The 20018-nt window shown below is 61.4% G+C and carries 6 protein-coding genes; 1 reads left to right on the top strand and 5 read right to left on the bottom strand.

What is annotated here, in order from left to right; genetic code table 11:
• Positions 1-8: 8 nt before the first annotated feature.
• Positions 9-13868, bottom strand: a complete 13860-nt coding sequence (locus AC0L3L_RS05755) for a beta strand repeat-containing protein (RefSeq protein ID WP_473636865.1) — start codon at positions 13866-13868, stop codon at positions 9-11.
• A gap of 774 nt (positions 13869-14642) precedes the next feature.
• On the opposite strand from AC0L3L_RS05755, the gene AC0L3L_RS05750 reads away from it, so the two are divergent.
• Positions 14643-15737 (top strand): helix-turn-helix transcriptional regulator, encoded by a 1095-nt coding sequence (locus AC0L3L_RS05750; protein WP_473636864.1) that lies wholly within the window; start codon positions 14643-14645, stop codon positions 15735-15737.
• Positions 15738-15787: 50 nt separating this feature from the next.
• Here the strand turns inward: AC0L3L_RS05750 and AC0L3L_RS05745 are convergent, their stop codons facing one another.
• From AC0L3L_RS05745 to AC0L3L_RS05730, 4 genes are read right to left on the bottom strand one after another with little or no spacing between them, the layout of a single operon-like run.
• Positions 15788-16846, bottom strand: coding sequence for an ABC transporter ATP-binding protein (locus AC0L3L_RS05745; protein ID WP_473636863.1), 1059 nt, complete (start codon positions 16844-16846; stop codon positions 15788-15790).
• A 46-nt stretch (positions 16847-16892) separates the two neighbouring features.
• Complete coding sequence (locus AC0L3L_RS05740) at positions 16893-17714, bottom strand: carbohydrate ABC transporter permease (protein WP_473636862.1); 822 nt, start codon at positions 17712-17714, stop codon at positions 16893-16895.
• Positions 17711-18655 carry a carbohydrate ABC transporter permease gene (locus AC0L3L_RS05735; protein ID WP_473636861.1) on the bottom strand — a complete coding sequence of 315 codons (945 nt, stop codon included), beginning with the start codon at positions 18653-18655 and terminating at the stop codon, positions 17711-17713. Before AC0L3L_RS05735 ends, AC0L3L_RS05740 begins: the two co-directional genes overlap by 4 nt.
• Positions 18655-19992: an ABC transporter substrate-binding protein gene (locus tag AC0L3L_RS05730; protein WP_473636860.1), complete on the bottom strand. Its 1338-nt coding sequence runs from the start codon at positions 19990-19992 to the stop codon at positions 18655-18657. Before AC0L3L_RS05730 ends, AC0L3L_RS05735 begins: the two co-directional genes overlap by 1 nt.
• Positions 19993-20018 lie beyond the last annotated feature (26 nt).

Genomic DNA, 20018 nt, shown 5'->3' with positions numbered 1-20018 from the left:
CGCTTCGTCTACGCCACCATGAAATCGGCGTTGGTCAGCGCGAGTCCGGCACCGACATCTGCGAACTGGACCGCTCCGCCTGCCGCGCTGCCGTTGGTGTCGTAGGTGAGCGTTCCTGTCGTGGCGTTGTAGATGATACGGTCGTCAGCGTCGGCCGCTGCCGTTCCTATGTGAAATGACCCGGCCGTCAAAATTCCTGGCCCGCCGAGCGCCGTGAATACAGTGTGGTCAAGCGCGAGCGTGTCGTCGGCAACGTTGAAGTCCGTGACGACGTCGTTGTTGTTTTTGGCGTTGAGGGCCGTGCTGAAGCGGAATGTGTCGGCTCCGAGGCCGCCCGTGAGCGTGTCGTTTCCGGCACCGCCGTCCAGCACGTTCGCCCCGCCGTTGCCCGTCAGCACGTTGTTGGCGGTGTTGCCCGTACCGTCGATGTCAGCGCTGCCCGTCAATGACAGGTTCTCGAAGACGCCGAGGACACGGGCGGAGTTCAGCAGGCTGAACGAAATCGACGCCTGGACAATGTCCGTTCCCGTCGAATTCGCGATGCTTTCGTCGACGGTGTCGTTGGCGCTGTCGACGATGTAGGTGTCATTTCCGGCCCCGCCGCGCATGGTGTCGTTGCCTGCGCCGCCGTCCAGGGTATCGTTTCCGCCTCCGCCATCGAGCAGGTTGTCGCTCGTGTTGCCTGTCAGTACGTTGCTGGTGCCGTTTCCGGTCGCGCTGGTGTTGCCTGATCCGGTCAGCGTGAGGTTCTCGACCGTTCCGATCGCCTGAGCGGAATTGGACAGGTTGAAACTGACCGACGAAAGAACAGTGTCGATGCCTTTCGAGCCTGACTCGTCGACGACGTCGCCGGCGCTGTCGACAATATACGTGTCGTTGCCGCCCCCGCCGCGCATTGTGTCGTCGCCGGCTGCGCCGTCGAGCACGTTCGCCGCATTGTTGCCGACCAGGACGTTGGAGAGGCCGTTGCCCGACGCATCGATGGTTGCCGATCCGGTCAGCGTCAGGTTTTCGATGTCGCCGAAGGAGGCCGCGAGGGCGAACGTGACCGACGACCGGACGATGTCCGTGCCGTCCGATCCTGCCGCTACCTCGTCGATCGTGTCGTTGCTGTTGTCGACGATGTAGATGTCGTCGCCGCCGCCGCCCCGCATTGTGTCGGCGCCTGCTCCGCCGTCCAGGACATTGGCCCCGCTGTTGCCAACAAGAACATTGGCGAGCGTGTTGCCCGTCGCGTTGATGCTGGCTGTTCCGGTCAAGGTCAGGTTTTCGACGGCCCCGAGCACTCGGCTGGCGTTGGCCAGGCTGAACGTCACCGATGAACGCACCGTATCGGTTCCGCCAGAGCCCGCGACGCTCTCGTCGACGGTATCGCTTGTCCTTTCCACGACGTACGTGTCGTCGCCCGCGCCCCCGCGCATGGTGTCGGCTCCGGCCCCGCCGTCGAGGATGTTTGCGCCATCGTTGCCTGTCAGGATGTTCGCCAGCGCGTTGCCCGTGGCGTTGATAGCGCCTGATCCCGTCAGGGTAAGGTTCTCGACCGCGCCAAGAACGTGTACGGGATCGGCCAGGCTGAAGCTGATCGACGACTGGACCGTGTCGGTGCCGCCTGATCCGCCCACGCTCTCGTCCGCGGTGTCGCCAGCGTCATCAACGACATAGATGTCGTTTCCGGCTCCGCCGCGCATGGTGTCGGCGCCAGCGCCCCCGTTCAGCGTGTCGTTGCCCGCGCCTCCATTGAGGATATCGGCGCCGCCAAGTCCGTTGAGGATATCGTCGCTCCCCAATCCGTTGATCGTGTCCGCGCCGGCCGTGCCGTTCAACGTGTCGGGGCCGGGTGTGCCGTTGATCACGCTGACCTCGACAACGTCCGTCACCGTGATGGCGACAGCCCCGTTGGACGACAGGGCGCCGTCGGAAGCAGTGACGACGATGTCGTAGACGTTGTTGCCGCCGGCGTCGGTCGGTGCCTCGAAATCCGGCGCAATTTTAAAGGTGACCGCCCCGGTCGCGGCGTCGACATTGAACAGTGCCGCGTCAGCGCCCGACAGCGAGTAGGTCAGCGCCCCGAGATTGTCTGCATCGGTGGCTTCGGCGTCGTACGCAACGCCGATTCCGTTTTCGGCAAACGTTGCCGCGGCTCCCGAAGTGAACACGGGGCCATTGTCGTTCTGGTTGGTGACCGTGATGGCGACATTGCGGTTCGTGCTCAGCGTTCCGTCAGAAGCCGTCACGACAATATCATAGACATTATTGCCCCCGGCGTCGGCCGCGGCTTCGAAATCAGGGGCCGCCTTGAAGGTGACCGCCCCGGTCGCCGCGTCGATGTCGAATAGCGCTGCGTCAGAGCCGGAGAGCGTGTAGACCAGCGCCCCGAGGTTGTCGGGGTCGAGAGCATCTGCATCGTAGACGGTTCCGACCCCGTTCTCTGCAAAGATTGCCGTCGTTCCGGAAGTGAACGCGGGCGCGTTGTCGTTGGCGTTGGTTACCGTCACCAAAAGTGTCTGGGTGTCGAAACCGCCGTGGCCGTCGGCGACCTGGACCTGCACCTCATAGACATTGTCGCTATCGGCATCGGCGGGAGCTTCGAAATCCGGTGCTGAAAGGAAGGTGAGCACGCCTGTAGAAGCGCCGATGGTGAACAGATCGGCGTCGGCCCCACCGGCTTTCGAGTAGGCCAGGGTGTCCCCGGCATTCGGGTCGGTGGCCACCACGGTAGTCACCGTTGCCGTGTTCTCGGCTACGGACACTGCTGCCGTATCGCCGCCGCCGTCCGATGTTATCGCGGGAGCGTCGTTCAAAAGGTCCCCGGGGGCGAATGTCCCGTCGTCGAACTTGAGGAATTCGATACCGTAAATCGTGTCGATCCCGTCCGGTCCCGACACCAGGTAACTGGCCACCGGGCCGCCTGGATTCACAGTAGTCACTGAGTATTGCGACCGCAGTCCGCTGAAAACCGCTGTGTCGATGCCCATCCCGCCGTTGATCGTGTCGTCACCTGCGCCTCCGATCAAGGTGTCGTCATCCACGCGGTCGGGGCCTGCTTGCAGGTAGTCGTTGCCTGCCCCGCCATCGAGGAGGTCGCCGCCGCCAGTGCTGAGGACCTGGTCGTCGCCGTCACCACCGATCAGGATATCGTGGTTATAGCTGTCCTGAGGTAGGCCGCCTTGGATCGTTCCGTCGCCAACGTTATCGGAATCGTAGACGGTGTCGTTTCCGGCCCCGCCGTCCAGGTAGTCGTTGATCCCTTGCCCGCGTAGGGCGTCATCTCCTTCGCCGCCGTAAATTTCGTTCGTGTGGCGGAACGCGCCAAAAAGCGAGTCGTTTCCGTCACTTCCGTGCATCAGCGTGTTGGTTTCCATATAGGACGCTTCGAAATCGTCGACCCCGGCCGAGCCGTTAAGGACGATCCGGTCGAGGTCGGCGACGAACTGGCCGAACGGCCCGAGAGGCGGCAATGGGGCGTTTGGGCTGCCATGGATTCCGAGGAGCCATCCGCCGTTGCCGTCCGGCTGGGCGAAGTCGCCGCCGGAAAGAGTAGATTCATAGTAGAATGGCGGCATCGAGCCGGTCGCCACGGTGACATGCTCCCCGTTGGGACCAAGCTTGAACATCGTAAACGAGCCATCCAGTGAGGCGGAGAATGAGACAACATTCCCGTCAGCGTCCGTCTGGACATCCGTAGCGCCTGAGAAGCTGACGCCGTACCCGCCGAAGAACGCGCCCCACCCCGCCCCGGCTTGTCCGTTGTACTCGAGTGGCAACCCCCAGTATTGGCCGTACCCACGGACGTCCATGAGGCCGTTCGAGTCGATCACCATTTCCCTGGGTTGGTTGGCATCGGTCACCGCGATTGCGACATTGCGGTTGGTGCTTAACGTGCCGTCCGAGGCGGTGACGAGTATGTCGTAGACATTGTTGCCGTCGGCATCGAGCGGACTGTCGAAATTGGGGGCCGTTTTGAAGGTGGCTACACCCGTCAGCGTATTGATGTTGAATAGGGCGGCATCGGCGCCTGATATCGAATAGTTCATGCTTGCGAGATGGTCAGGGTCATTCGCGTCGGCGTCGTAGGCGATGCCCGTTCCATTTTCCGCAAAGCTTGCCGTGGTCCCGGAAGTGAACACGGGGGCGTTGTCGTTGGCGTTGGTTACCGTCACCAAAAGTGTCTGGGTGTCGAAACCGCCGCTGCCGTCGGCGACCTGGACCTGCATCTCATAGACGTTGTCGCTATCGGCATCAGCGGGAGCTTCGAAATCGGGGGCCGAAAGGAAGCTCACAGCACCCGATGCACCATCGATCGTGAACAGATTCTCATCCGCGCCGCCGATTTTGGAGTAAACCAACGTCTGACCAACATCGGGATCGGTCGCCAACACTGTAGTCACGGCCAAGCCGTTTTCAGCAATCGAGATAGCCGCTGGGTTGTCGCCACCGATAGTGGGGGCGGTGTTGCCGATATCCGCAAGCACAATGTCGCCATCGGCGAATCGGAAAAGTTCCACATTCGTTACAGTGTCGATGCCTTCGGGCGCGCCAGCCCGCAAATCGGTAATGGTTAGGCTGCCGTCTGGGTTCTGGTCGACTTGGTAATCTGCCCGAATCCCCTCGTAGATCGCGATATCGGAACCTGCGCCGCCGTCGAGAACATCATTGTCCGCCCCACCCTTCAGAATATCGTCGCCTGCGCCGGCAAATAGCGTGTTGGCATGGGTGCCGCCGTAAATCTCGTCGTTGAATTGCGTGCCAATGGCGTTTCGAACGTTGGCGACGGAATCGGTGTAGCCAAACGAGTCGATTGCGGTATCAGCAGCGAGACCAGCCTGGGCAGCGTTGCCTAAGAGATTGATCTTAACGCCCATCGTCGCGCCGGACTGCACATCCCGGCTGTAATCCACGGTGTCGAGGCCGGATCCGCCGTCCATTATGTCACTGCCCGCGCCGCCAATGAATGTGTCGTCGCCGCCGTTTCCAATCAGCGTGTCGTCGCCAGCTTCTCCGATCAAGAGATTATCGGCGGAGTTGCCAAAGAGATAATCGGCAAAATCCGATCCGCGGGCGTCCTCTATGTTGGTCAGAGAGTCGGTGTCGCCAAAGAGATCGATCGCGCTATGAGGTCCGACAGTTCCGAGGAAGGACGTCTGCGTCGTCCCCGAAAGATTGACGAACACGCCGTGGCTGGCTGTTCCATCATTGTCCCGCGAATAGTCAATCATGTCCTCGCCGTCGCCGCCGTCGACGAAATCGCTGCCTGCACCCATCTGGAACTGGTTGAAGGATTGGTCGCCGTAGGCCGTGTCGCCGAACATGGTGCCGCGAACGTCTTCGATACTTGTCAACGTGTCGGTGTCGCCGAATCCGTCGACAGCGCTGCCTGTGCCCAGATTGACGGTTATCCCCTGGTTGCCGCCGTACCGCGCGTCTTGGCTGTAATCCGCCATGTCGCGGCCGCCGGCGCCATCGATCAAATCGGCGCCTGCGATGCCCCGGATTGTGTTGCTTCCGCCGTCGCCCGTGAGTGAATCGCCACCGAGGCTTCCTCGGATCCGCTCCATCCCGGCGAGCGTATCGGTGGACGTGCCATCCCCATAGAACTCCACCGCCGTGCCGGTGGTCAGGTTCACTGTCACGGAGATGAGATTCTGGTCGTTGGTATAGTGCGCTTCGTCGCTGCCGTCGCGTCCGTCGATGATGTCATTGCCGCGGAAGGAACGGATAATGTTGTTTTCGCTATCACCGAGAAGCGTGTCCGCGAGATCGGAGCCGGCAATGCCGGAAATGCTGGTCAGAGTATCAGCGTCACCGAACGTGTCCGTCGCGGTGCCTGCAGCCAGATCGACGGTAACCCCAAGCAGGCCACCCTCACCGGCGTACCAGACGTCGTCGAAATCGCCCTGGCCGTCAAAAGTGTCATTGCCCGCCCCGCCGTGGAACACGTCCGAACCATCGCCGCCGAGCATCGTGTCGTTGCCGGCGTCCCCAATCAGCGTGTCGTTGCCGCCGAAGCCAGAGATGGTGTCTGCTTCGGCCGTTCCCACTAGGTAGTCCTCGAAAGGAGTGCCGTTTATGAAGTTTGCCTCATTTACGTTGGCCACTGTCACCGCGATGGCCTGGGTGTCGCTCAGGGTGCCGTCGGAGGCCTGCACGACGATGTCATAGACGTTGTCTGCCCCGGCATCGCCGGGCACCTCGAAGTCGGGCGCGGCGACAAAGCTCAGCGCGCCTGTCGTGGAGTCGATAGTGAACAAGTCGCCGTCCAAGACGTCGACAATGGAATACGTCAGTGTGTCGCCCAGATCCGGATCGGACGCCGTCACTGTCGTGACGGTGGTCGTGTTCTCCGCGAGCGAGATCGCGGCCGTGTCGCCACCACCATCCGAGTTGATCGCGGGCGCACCGTTGAGCGAGGCGAGCTGCAGGATTCGCGCGTCTATTGACAACGCTTCATTGCCGACGAATGACGACCATGCTGCGACGACATTCCCGTCGGCCAGCGCGGCGAGGCTGGGGTTTACCTGATCGCCCGATAAGGTCGAATTGACGACTAGCTCTGGTTCGGTCGCTACCCCATTTGCGTCGAACGCCAAGGCATGGATGTCCATGCCTGATGCACCTCCTTCAGTCGTGGTCCAAGCCGCGATGAAGCCGCCGTTCGGCAGGGCTACGAGACTTGACTGAAATTGTGTCCCGCCTGTCGAGGTATTGATCGTGAGATCGCCGGTTCGGGCGGTTCCATCCGACTCGAAAACGCGACCGAGAATGTCGTAGGTCGATGTTGCCGGGTTTATGGCGGTCCAGGTCACGACGAATGCGCCGTCAGCCAGCGCTGTAATCGCAGGATCGCCCTGCTCACCGATGAAGCTGCTGATGGTAAGCTCGGCGCCGACTCTCGTTCCGTCCTCAGCGAACACCTGTCCGAGAACACTTGCCTGACCAGTTGTCGTGTAAGTTGTCCAGGTCACGATGAAGCGCTCATTCAAAAGCGCTGTCACGGCGGGATTGACCTGCTCCCCTATGACATCGGAGTTGACGATAAAGTCGTTACCTGCGGGCGTCCCGTCCGCGTTAAATATCCGCGCGCTCACATCTCCGTAGCCATTCGGCGTGGCTGAGCTTGACCGCCATGTCACGACGAACTTACTGTCGGAGAGCGCCTCAACCTGCGGCTCGACCTGCGTGAATGCAGTTGGCGAGTTGATAATAAAGTCTGAGCCCGTTGGAACGCCGGTGGCGTCCAGAAGTCGCGCTCGGATTGCGTAAGTGGTGCCACCGCTACCCGCGAACTCGTCGGATTGCCACACCACGACAAGGCGGCCGTCCGACAGGGTCGTGACGCCTGGGAGCGCCTGATGCTCGGTCGTCGTCGTGTTGATTGTGAAATCGGCGCCATTGGGCGACCCGTCCGCATTGAACAGTCGCGCGCGGATATCGTCGTCGACAGAGGGCGCGTTCTCACGCGAGGCCCAAATGACAAGGAAGCCCCCGTCTGACAAGTTCGTTATCGACGGATTGCGCTGAGCGTTAGTGGTCGTCGTGTTGATCTGGATCTCGGGGCCAACGGGTTGAAGGACAGCGGGGTCCTCGTTGACATTGGTCACCGCAATGGCGACGGCCTGGCCGGTACTGAACGCGCCATCAGAGGCTATCACTATGACGTCGTAGACGTTGTCGCCGCCGGCATCGGCGGGGGCCTCGAAGTTCGGCGCCGCCTTGAACGTGACCTCGCCCGTCGACGCGTCGATGTCGAACAGCGCCGCGTCTGTGCCGCCCAGTGAAAAGGTCAGTCCGCCGAGATTGTCCGCATCGGTGGCATTCGCGTCATAGGCGACGCCGATGCCGTTCTCCGCGAAGCTTGCGGTCGTTCCTGAACTGAACGCCGGGGCGTTGTCGTTGACGTTGGTCACAGTGATGGCGACACTGCGGTTCGTCGAAAGCGTGCCGTCCGAAGCGGTGACTACGATGTCGTAGACATTGTTGGCGCCGGCATCGAGCGGGTTCTCAAAGTCGGGCGCGTTCTTGAACGTGATCACGCCGGTCGAGGCATCTATGTCGAACAGGGCGGAGTCCGCCTCCGACAGCGTGTAGGTCAGCGCTGCGAGATTGTCGGCATCGCTGGCATTGGCGTCGTAGACCATGCCGGTAGCGTTCTCGGTGAAGTTCGCCGTCGCGCCTGATGTGAACACTGGCGCGTTGTCGTTCTGGTTGGTCACCGTCACCGCGATCGTCTGGGTGTCGGTGAGGCTGCCGTCGGAAGCGGAGACGACGACGTCATAGACGTTGTTTCCCCCGGCATCGCCTGGCGCCTCGAAGTTAGGCGCATTGACGAAGCTCAGCACCCCGGTTGTAGCATTGATGCTGAACAGCGCGGCATCGGCGCCACCCGTGATGGAATAGGCCAGCGTCGCTCCCGCATCGGGATCGGAAGCGGTGACCGTTGTCACCTCTGTCGAGTTTTCCTCGACCGAAACCGATGCCGTGTCGCCACCACCGTCCGAAGTGATGGTCGGCGATTGATTGACCGCCTCGTCGACATCGCTAACGGTGATCGCGAACACCTTAGAGTAATAGTTGCCCGTGCTATCGAGGACGCGAATGGTGACTTGGTGTTCAGGGGCACTCTCGAAATCGAGCGCGCCGTTGACCACCAAGTGATCGCCGACGATCGCAAACAGACCTCCGGCATCCTCGAGAATTGAATATGTGAAGGTGTCACTTGCATCCGGGTCTGTTGCAGAAATCGTGGCGATCACGGTACCAGACGGGCTGTTTTCCGCCACGGTCGAATCCGACAAGGCAAGACCTGTTGGCGAATGGATAACTGCATCGAAACTACGCGACCCGTCGCTGAACTCAAGGAATTCAGTCCTGACGATGCTAGTTATTTGCCCGAATGTCGCAGCGCGTTGGTCGACAAGCTGGATGAATTCCGGAGTCAGGACGGTAACAGCATAATCGCTGAGCATGCCTGAAAGCACGGCTGTGTCGATGCCGTCGCCACCATCGAGAGAGTTTGTGCCCTCGCCGCCGACGAGCCTGTCGTTACCCGCTTCTCCCAAAAGCCAATCGTCACCTGAGCCTCCGTCCAGCAGATCGTTACCAGCATCGCCCCGGAGATCGTCTGCGCCGTCGCCGCCTGACAGGATGTCGTCACCCAGATATCCGAACAGGTTATCGTTGCCGTCGCCGCCCATCAACGTGTCGTCACCTGCCCCTCCATTGAGGTAGTCGTTTCCGCCAAGACCGTCGATCGCGTCGGTTTCGTCAGTTCCGAATAGCGTATCGTTTCCCGGTGTCCCTGTGATTGTCCCTCCTACGTTCGTGACCGTGATTTCGACATGGCGGTCCGTCGAAAGCGTGCCGTCCGAAGCGGTGACTACGATGTCGTAAACATTGTTGGCGCCGGCATCGAGCGCGTTCTCAAAGTCGGGCGCGTTCTCGAACGTGACCACGCCTGTCGAGGCATCTATGTCGAACAGGGCAGAGTCTGCCCCCGACAGCGTGTAGGTCAGCGCTGCGAGATTGTCTGCATCGCTGGCATTGGCGTCGTAGACCATGCCGGTAGCGTTCTCGGTGAAGTTCGCCGTCGCGCCTGATGTGAACACTGGCGCGTTGTCGTTCTGGTTGGTCACCGTCACCGCGATCGTCTGGGTGTCGGTGAGGCTGCCGTCGGAAGCGGAGACGACGACGTCATAGACATTGTTTCCCCCGGCATCGCCTGGCGCCTCGAAGTTAGGCGCATTGACGAAGCTCAGTGCTCCGGTAGCGGCATTGATGCTGAACAGCGCGGCGTCGGCGCCGCCGGCAATCGCATAGGCCAGCGTCGTCCCGGCATCGGGATCGGAGGCCGTCACGGTCGTCACCGCCGTTGTGTTCTCGCCCAAACTGATCGTCGCTGTCGCCCCGCCGCCGTTGGAGGTGATGACCGGCGCTGTGTTCTGGTTGGTCACCGTCACAGCGATGGCCTGGGTGTCGGTGAGGCTGCCGTCGGAAGCCTGCACGATGACGTCATAGACATTGTTGCCGCCTGCGTCGCCGGGCGCCTCGAAGTTCGGCGCATTGATGAAGCTCAGCGCCCCGGTCGTCGCATTGATGCTGAACAGCGCGGCATCGGCGCCGCCGGCAATCGCGTAGGCCAGCGTCGTCCCGGCGTCGGGATCGGAAGCGGCAACCGTCGTCACTGCAGTTGTGTTTTCGGCAGCCGAGGTTTGAGCCGTGTCTCCGCCACCGTTGGAGATGATGACTGGCGCTTCATTCTGGTTGGTTACCGTCACCGCAATCGATTGGGTGTCGGTGAGGTTGCCGTCAAAAGTCTGCACGATGACGTCATAGACATTGTTGCCGCCTGCGTCGCCGGGCGCCTCGAAGTTCGACGCATTGACGAAACTCAGCGCCCCGGTCGTCGCATTGATGCTGAACAGGGCGGCATCGGCGCCGCCCGCGATGGAATAGGCCAGCGTCGTTCCCGCATCAGGATCGTTAGCCGACACCGTCGTCACCGCCGGCGTGTTCTCGCCCAGACTGATCGTCGCCGTCGCACCGCCGCCGTTGGAGACGACGACCGGTGCCTCATTCTGGTTGGTTACCGTCACCGCGATGGACTGCGTGTCGGTGAGAGTGCCATCCGAGGCGGAGACGATCACGTCATAGACATTGTTGCCATCTGCATCGTCGGGCGATTCGAAGTTTGGTGCGGTGACGAAGCTCAGCGCTCCGGTCGTCGCATTGACACTAAACAGGGCGACATCGGCTCCCCCGGCGATCGCATAGGCCAGCGTCGTTCCCGCATCGGGATCGGCCGCTGTTACCGTCATTACTGCAGTTGTGTTCTCGGCAACCGAACCGCCACCGTTGGAGGTGATGACTGGCGCTTCGTTTTGGTTGGTCACCGTCACCGCGATGGCCTGGGTATCGGTGAGGCTGCCGTCGGAAGCCTGCACGATGACGTCGTAGACATTGTTGCCACCGGCATCACCGGGCGCCTCGAAGTTCGGCGCATTGGCGAAGGTAAGCGCCCCGGTCGTCGCATTGATGCTGAACAGGGCGGCATCGGCGCCGCCGGCGATCGCATAGGCCAACGTCGTCCCGGCATCGGGATCGGAAGCCGACACCGTCGTCACCGCGGTGGTGTTCTCTACTACCGAGATGGCAGCGATATTGCCGCCGCCATTCGAGGTGATGACTGGCGCCTCGTTCTGGTTGGTCACCGTCACTGCGATGGCTTGGGTGTCGGTGAGGGTTCCGTCCGAGGCGGAGACGATAACGTCATAGACATTGTTGCCGCCTGCGTCGCCGGGCGCCTCGAAGTTCGACGCATTGATGAAGGTGAGCGCCCCGGTCGTCGCATTGATGCTGAACAGCGCGGCATCGGCGCCGCCGGCAATTGCATAGGCCAACGTCGTCCCGGCATCGGGATCGGAGGCCGTCACTGTCATCACCGCCGTTGTATTCTCGGTCAGGTTGATCGTCGCCGTCGCCCCACCGCTATTCGAAGTGATGACCGGCGCCTCGTTCACATTGCTGACATTGATGGTGAAGGTCTCGTCATATGTGTGGCTCTGACTGTCGGTGACCCGTACCGTCACCAGACGGGTCGGACCCGCCTCGAAGTCGATCGGACCGCTGACGACAAGATCGTTGCCGGAGATTGCGAATGTGCCGCCGGCGTCGTCGGGTAACGTGAAGGTTAGCGTCTCCCCCGGGTCGGAGTCTGTCGCTACGAGTGCGCCGATGACTGTGCCGGGCGCGCTGTTTTCAGCGACAGCATTCGCTGAAAGCGAAATATCTGTCGGTGCCTGATTCGCAGTATCATCGACGTCAGTGACGCCGATCGTAAAGATTCGGTCACTGGTGTTTCCAGCAGTATCGGCGACACGCACGCGGATCTGATGGTAAGTCGCCGCTTCGAAATCCAGCGGCCCATTGACCAACAATTGATCGCCGGAAAGTGCAAAAAGGCCGCCCGCGTCATCAACAAGACTGTAGGTCAGCGCATCGCCAGCATCAGGATCGATCGCCGACAGAGTGCCTATGACAGTGCCATTTGTGCTGTTTTCCGCAATTGTTGCACTAGAGAGGGCCAGACTGGCCGGCGAATGGCTCAACGCATCGAATGTTCGCGTTCCATCGGAAAACACAAATGCTTCGACCGCATAGGCGGTTGTATAGGTGGCTGTCCTGAGGTCGAGAAGCTGAACATCGGTGCCTGAAAAGGCGGTGATCTGATAGTCTCCGAGCATGCCCGAAAGCTGGATGGTGTCGTGACCTTCCCCGCCCAGGGCGGTGCCGCCATCCGCGCCGACGTCCAGCGTGTCGTCGCCCGCGCCACCGTCGAGATAGTCCTGGCCAGCGCCGCCGCTCAGCGTGTCGTTGCCTTCGCCGCCCAAGAGTTGGTCGCTACCAGCGCCTCCGCTCAAAGTGTCGTCGCCGGCGCCGCCCGTGAGCTGGTCGTTGCCGTCAAGCGCCGTGACGACATCGTCGCCCGCGCCCCCGGTGAAGTTCAATGTCTCGACATTGACGAAGCTTGTTCCGTCCCCCACCGTGGTCGGGCTGGTGGTGCTGGTCATGTCGATGTTGAATGCCGTCACCGCCGTCGAGCGGTCGATCGTTGACGTGTCGTTGCCATCGCCGCCGTTGATCGTGTCGGCGCCGCCATAGGAATAAATGGTGTCGTCGCCGGCTTCGCCGTTCAGTATGTCGTTGCCCGTCGAACCCAGACCATTGTCATCGATCAGGGTGTCGTTGCCGGCTCCGGCATTGATCGTGTCATTGCCGTCGCCACCAGCGAGATAGTCGTCGCCGTCACCGCCGGTCAGCGTGTCGTCGCCGTCGCCTCCATACGCCTGGCCGCTGCCTGAGCCTGTGTCGAGACTGTCGTTGCCGATCCCCCCGTCGAGAAAGTCATAGCCGGCGCCGCCGATCAGCGTGTCGTCGCCCGCTTCGCCGTAAGCTTGACCACCATCGGCACCGGTGTCGATGGTGTCGTTGCCTTCCCCACCATAGAGGTAGTCGTAACCTGCATCGCCAGACAGCGTGTCATTGCCTTCGCCGCCCACCAGTGAGTCGCCGCCGTCGCCGCCGTTCAGCGTGTCGTTGCCCGCGCCGCCGGACAGGGAGTCATTGCCGCCGAGTGCGGTAATGATGTCGTCGCCGGAACCGCCGGTGAAGTTCAGGTTTTCAATGTTGACGAACGTCGTCCCGTCGCCGAGGGCGGTCGGGACAGACGTGTCCGTCATCACCACGGTCATGCCTGCGACAGATGTCGACCGGTCGATATAGGCCGTATCGTTGCCGTCACCGCCATCGATGGTGTCCGCTCCGCCGTAACTATAGATGGTGTCGTCGCCGGAGCCGCCGTTCAGGATGTCGTTCCCCGTCGAGCCGATGCTGTCGTCACCCAGGAGGGTGTCGTTTCCCGCCCCAGCGTTGATGGTGTCGTTGCCAGCGCCACCGGACAGGTAGTCATCGCCATCCCCACCCGTCAGTTGATCGTCGCCGTCGCCTCCATACGCCTGGCCCCCGCCCGAGCCCGTGTCGAGACTGTCGTTGTCGATTCCCCCGTCGAGAAAGTCATAGCCGGCGCCGCCGATCAGCGTGTCGTCGCCCGCTTCGCCATAGGCTTGACCACCGTCGGCTCCGGTATCGAGAATGTCGTTGCCTTCGCCACCGTAGAGATAGTCGTAACCTGCACCGCCGCTCAACGTGTCGTTGCCGCCAAGCCCAAGGATGGTGTCGTTGCCACCATCGCCATTGATTTCGTCGTCGCCGACCTCGAGCGCCGGGTCCCCGCCCTCGGGGCCGCCAGAGATGAAATCGTCGTCAGCCGTGCCGTTGATGACATCGTCGCCAATCGTTCCGAATTTGTCGGCCATTTCACCCTCCCAACGACCTTAGCGGTCGGCTTGTACATTCGGGGACATGCATGACGTGGCGGAAGCCGACTCTTCACCCTGCCAAGGTGAAGTCTCGATTGCCCCTCTCCGATCTCCCTGGCCTTAGCGGTCAGGTGATTTTTTTGCCCCAGCGTTTCTTCGCTCACGGCACTTTTCAGGAGACTGGAACGCCGCGAAACCCCCATTTGGGTAGTTTCAGCACACGATGGGGCATCATCTCGGAAAACGACATCGCCAGCCCGCAGAAATCGCCCCGCAGGTCTTGGAAAAGCGGTAAAATTCAATGGACGGTATCGGCAAACTCGCCCAAAGGTCGCGCCTACCCCTTTCGGCGATCCATAATTGGTCGAACAGTCAGTTGAAAGTGGGTGGCATCAGCCCGGGGCGCCGCCGGCTTCCTTCTCACAGATCTGAGCAGCCACGCTCGATCCCAGTGAAAATAGAATAAAAAGCGCGACCCTTCTCGAATAGAGAAATATACAATGATACCGCAACGCAGAGAAGATAGTGGTTCTCACGTGCACCTATGCGCGCTTCACGTAACCACACGTCTTTGTGTCAACAGTAACATTGACGCGGAGGTTACTAAAGCGGCTTCCCCACGAGATCGCACGTTTTCCGATGCCAAATCCAACAATGATAGTTGACGCATCAGAAAACCTCGGAGCCTCGGTGGACATTCGTATCGAGGGCGGCCCGACTCGCTAATCAAACTTCATTGTGTTTAAATAGTTATCTACCAAGGGGCTAGGGGTGGGCGCAGCTTTTGATTTTGACGCGATCGGTATCGCCTTTGCCGAGGCAGCAGTCGATCCTTCGCGCTGGGATGCCGCTATGGAGGTCGCGGAAAAGGCCACGGGTAGCGCCGGGGCTCTACTCTTCGATCTGAGGGGACATCTGCCGCTCGTACCATGCAGCCGCGCTATGGCCCCCGTTTTGGAGACCTACGTCCGCGATGGCTGGATTTATCGCGACGAGCGGTATCGCGGCCTCAACGTCCTTGAGCGGCAAGGGGTCACCACGGAATTCGACTTCGTGACAACCGACGAGATTGCCAGGCATCCATATTACCAGGAATTCCTCGCCCCCTTCGGCCTTCAGCGTTACGCAGGAGTGAAGATTGCTGCCGGCGATGATTTCTGGGCACTGTCGCTGCAACGGTCGATCCAACAGGGTCCGTTCACGCCAGACGAAATGAGACAGCTGGCGGAACTTTCAAAACAGCTGGGTTCTGCAGCCGCAGTTGCGCGAGCAATCGGTTTCGGGAAGGCCGACGCGGCACTGGATGCCTTTAGCGCAACCGAAACGCCCGCTATCATGCTGGACAGGAGCGGCAATGTACTCCGGGCAAACGCTTCGGCGGAAAGGCTTCTGGGACGAGGCCTGCAGATCACGCGCCGACGTCTGGCCTCCTTTGACCGAACCGCGACAGACGCTCTCGACCGATCGCTGAAGGCGCTCCTGTATTCCTCGGATACTGCCGCATCGATGCCACCCGTGCCGCTGCCCAGACTCGAAGGGCGCCCGCTCCTTGCCTATCCGTTGCGACTTCCGAAGGTCTCCTACAACGCGCTCGCGCCGTGCCAGGCGATCGTCGTTCTCATTGATCCGGACGCGAGACCTCCTCCTCCTGAAGCCGTGCTGCAGTCCTGCTTCAGGCTGACAGCGTCCGAAGCGAGGCTGGCGAGAAAGATTTGCTCGGGACACGGCGTTGAAGCGGCAGCCGACGAACTTGGCGTTTCCTATGAGACTGGGCGCAACCAGCTGAAATCGGTCTTCGCGAAGACGCAGACGCATCGGCAGTCGGAGCTGGTCGCGCTTCTCACAAGGCTCTCGAACGGCCGATAGTTCGCGTGAATATCGTCTTCACGTCAGCCACCCCCGCGCAGGCCACACCGTCACGCACGCTGGCCGGTTTTCGCGTCGAACAGGTGGGCGCAGGCGCGATCGACTTCGATCCGCACCTGCGCGCCCTGCCTGAGCGGCAGCCGCTCGCGGAACAGGCAGGAAATTTCCTCGCCGGCGCAGTCGACCTTGGCGAAGATTTCCGAACCCGTGGCTTCCAGAAGCGTGACCGTGCCCGGCATGCCCTGGGCAGTTGCGCGGATGTGCTCGGGACGGATGCCGTAGACAAGTTCGCGTCCTGCAGCGTCGGTCGGGCGGGCGCCTTCCGGCAGCGGCAGGATCAGCCCGCCGGCGCTGCGGAACACGCCTTCCTCGATGCGGCCGGCAATAAAGTTCATGGCGGGCGAGCCGATAAAGCCGGCGACGAAGAGATTGGCCGGCTGGTCGTAGAGGTCGAGCGGCGCGCCGATCTGTTCGACCAGGCCGTCATGCAGCACGACGATCTTGTCGGCCATGGTCATCGCTTCGATCTGGTCATGCGTGACGTAGATGGTGGTGGTGCCCAGCCGCTGGTGCAGCGCCTTGATCTCGCCGCGCATCTGGACGCGCAGCTTGGCGTCGAGATTGGAAAGCGGCTCGTCGAACAGGAAGACCTGCGGGTCGCGCACGATGGCGCGGCCCATGGCGACGCGCTGGCGCTGCCCGCCGGAGAGCTGACGCGGATAGCGCTCAAGCAGCTTTTCAAGGCCGAGGATGCTGGCGGCATTCCTGACGCGGCCAGCGGTATCGGCAGGATCGGCTTTCTTGATCTTGAGCGCAAAGCCCATATTGTCGGCCACCGTCATATGCGGATAGAGCGCATAGTTCTGGAACACCATGGCGATGTTCCGGTCCCGCGCCCGCAGATTGTTGACCATGCGTTCGCCAATGGCGATCTTTCCGCCCGAGATCGTTTCAAGTCCGGCGATCATGCGCAGCAGCGTCGACTTTCCGCATCCCGACGGTCCGACCAGGATGACGAACTCGCCGTCGGCGATGTCGACGCTGACGTCGTGAATGATCTTGGTGGCTCCGAAAGCCTTCTGCACGTTATTGATGGTTACCGATGCCATTGGATTTCTCCGGGGAAAAAGAGTGATGTCCAGCTGGAATGCGGCCTCAGCCGCCCTTGACCGCGCCGGCGGTCAGCCCGGCGACGATCTGTTTTTGCGCGAACATGGTCAGGACCAGCACCGGCAGCGTCACCACCAGCGCCGCGGCGGCGAGCGGCCCCCAGCTCACCTGCTCATAGGAAAGCATGTTGTAGACGGCGACCGGCAATGTGCGCGTCTCACGACTGGCGAGCACCACGCCGAAGACGAAATTGTTCCACGAAAAGATGACTGACAGGATGAAGGCGACAACGATGCCCGGCTTGGCGATGGGCAGGGCGACCAGCCGAAATATCTGCCAGGAACTGGCGCCGTCGATGTTGGCCGCCTCTTCCAGTTCCATCGGCGTGGTCTCGAAATAGCCGATCATCACCCAGACCACGATCGGCACCGTCACCACCAGATGGATAATGATCTGCGGCCAGAGCGTTCCGAGGATCCCGATCCATTGGAACAGCAAAAACAGCGGGATGAGATACGATAGCCCCGGCGTCATCCGGGCGATCATGATGACGATCGCCGATCTTTCAGCCTTGAGCCGCGCTATGCCATAGCCGGCCGGTACGCCGATCAGCAGCGCCAGCAGCGTCGCCGTGCCGGTCACCAGAACCGAATTCCAGAGATAGAGCAGGAAATTGTTCTCCTCGAACACCTTCACATAGTTCGACCAAGCGAAACGTTCGGGGATCAGGATCGGCGGATAGGCGCCGTTGTCGATCTCGAATTTCAGCGAAAGCGAGATCATCCAGAGGAAGAACAGGATTGCTGGCGAGACGATGACCAGAGCCGCGAAAAACAGGCCGATCTGGTTGAGCAGACGTGAGCTCATCTATTTGCCTCCGCATCGTTCCACTGCGAGCGCTGGCGCAGCATCAGGAGAATGAAGGACAGCGCCACGATGACGATGAAGAACACCACGGCCATGGCCGAGCCATAGCCGATGTCGTAGTAGGAAAAGGCGGTGTTGTAGAGATAGATGTTGATGGTTTCCGACGCCGTGCCCGGCCCGCCCTGGGTCATCGCATAGATGATGTCGAAGCTCTTCAGCGCATCGATGGTGCGGATGATCAACGCAATCATCAGGAAAGGCGCGATCATCGGCAGGGTGAGGTAGCGGAATTGCTGCCAGGCATTGGCACCGTCGATCTCGGCGCTCTCGAACGGCTCGCGCGGTACCGAGGCCAGCCCACCGAGCACGATCAACATCACCAGCGGCGTCCACTGCCAGGTCTCGACCGCGACCAGCGAAGGGATGACCGTGTTGGCGTTGAATATCCATTCCTGCGCCGGGATGCTGACCAGCGATAGAAGGTAGTTAAGCACGCCGAGCTGGGGGTGGAACATCATGGTCCAGACCAGCGCCACGGCAACTGGCGTTGCCATCATCGGCATGACGAAGACGCCGCGCAGCAGGCCGCGCAGCGGAAACCTGGCGTCGAAGATCAGGGCGGCGACAGTGCCCAAGAACATCGGCGCTGCCACCGACAGCGAGGTGTAGGTCAACGTATGAACAAGCGATTCCCAGAATCGCGGGTCGCTGGCCAGACGGAGATAGTTTTCCATCCCGGCAAAGCTCCGCGACTGGCCGAGCGTCCAGCGGTTGACGCTCATCCAGAGCGTGAAAGCCCAGGGAAAGACGATCACGGCGCCAACGACGACGAGAGCCGGAACGACGAAAGGCCAGTAGTTGGGAGCCAGCCGGATCGTCTGGCTCCCTTCGATGGCCTGTTCAGTCGTCACCCCGGTGCGTTCTGGGGCGATGGCGGACATCAGCCCTGCTCGCTCCTGTCGAGAACCGGCTGGAACTGCGCGGTGGCCTTCTTCAGCTCTTCGGCAGGATCAGCGCCGGCAATCATGTTGGTCAGCGCCACGCCATAGATGTCGCGGAACTCGGTGACCGGGATGATCACCGGCAGCGCCAGCCTGCTGATGTTGCCGGACTGAACCACTGCATCGAGCCAGCTTGCCGGCATGGTGACGCCTTCGCGCACCTTGGGGTCTTCCAGCACCGACTTGCGGAAAGGCACGCCGGCGCCGGCCTGGAGCAGGCGCGCGCCCATCGCCGGGGAAACCGCCCACTGACAGAACAGATAGGCAGCTTCCTTCTTTTCGCTGGAGGCGGTCACGCCGAGGCCGTCGCCAAACGTCCCGGAGGCATGCGCCTTGGGCCCCTTGGGCATGACGCCATAGCCGACCTTGCCGACCACGCGCGACTTTTCGGGATTTTCCATCGGCGGGGCAAATCCGACGCCATCGAACCACATGCCGATCTTGCCTTGCAGGAAGGCGGACTGCGCTTCAGCCCAATTGAAGCCGGTGACGCCCGGAGGGGCGGACTTGGTCATCAGCCTCTGGTAGAGGGCAGCGGCCTCGATCGCCTCGGGCGTTTCGGTGCGCAGCTTGCCCTTGTCATCGAGCGGCGTCATGTCGTAGCCGAGCATCAGCGATGTCCACACCGGCGTGTTGGCATTCTTGAGGCCGCGGGCAACGAAACCGAACGTGCCGGCCGATGGATCGGTCAGCGCTTCGGCGGCGGCCACCAGCTGGTCGAAAGTCTCGGGATAGTTGAGGCCCTTGGCCGCGAACAGCTCCTTGTTCCAGTAGACGATCCAGTAGTCCACCGAGAAAGGCAGCGAACGCAGCACGCCCTGGTTGTCCTTGGCGAAAAGCATGCCGGCCTCGGCGAAATCGCTTTCGACCAGGCCGGGGTCGGTCAGGGTCGGATCGGCGAGATAGCCGGCGATGTCGGCCAGCCAGCCACCCTTTTCGAACTGGCGCTTCTGCACGTGATAGCTCAAATGCACGACATCGAAGCTCGGCTTGCCGGAGCTGAGCTCGATCACCGTCTTCTGCCGCTGCTGTTGTTCCGGCGTCGCCTCGGCATTGACCTTGATGCCGGTCAGCTCCTCGAATTCGGCGATATATTTCAGGATGGTGTCGCTGCGCGGGCTTTTCACCAGATTGACGTCGAGCGTGGTGCCGGCAAAGCGCTTCCAGTCGATGCTGGCGGAAAAGCTCGGGCGAAGGCCCGCCAGGCCCGCGGCGGCGAGCGCCGTGGTTCCTGCAAGGACTTGCCTTCTTGTTGGCTTAAACGGATTGGACGACATTTCTTCCTCCCTGGGTTGCTGTCGTT

The sequence above is a fragment of the Mesorhizobium sp. WSM4849 genome, from assembly GCF_055811385.1.
The sequence above is the reverse complement of the archived record's forward strand: the minus strand, read 5'-3'. Positions and strand labels throughout refer to the sequence as shown.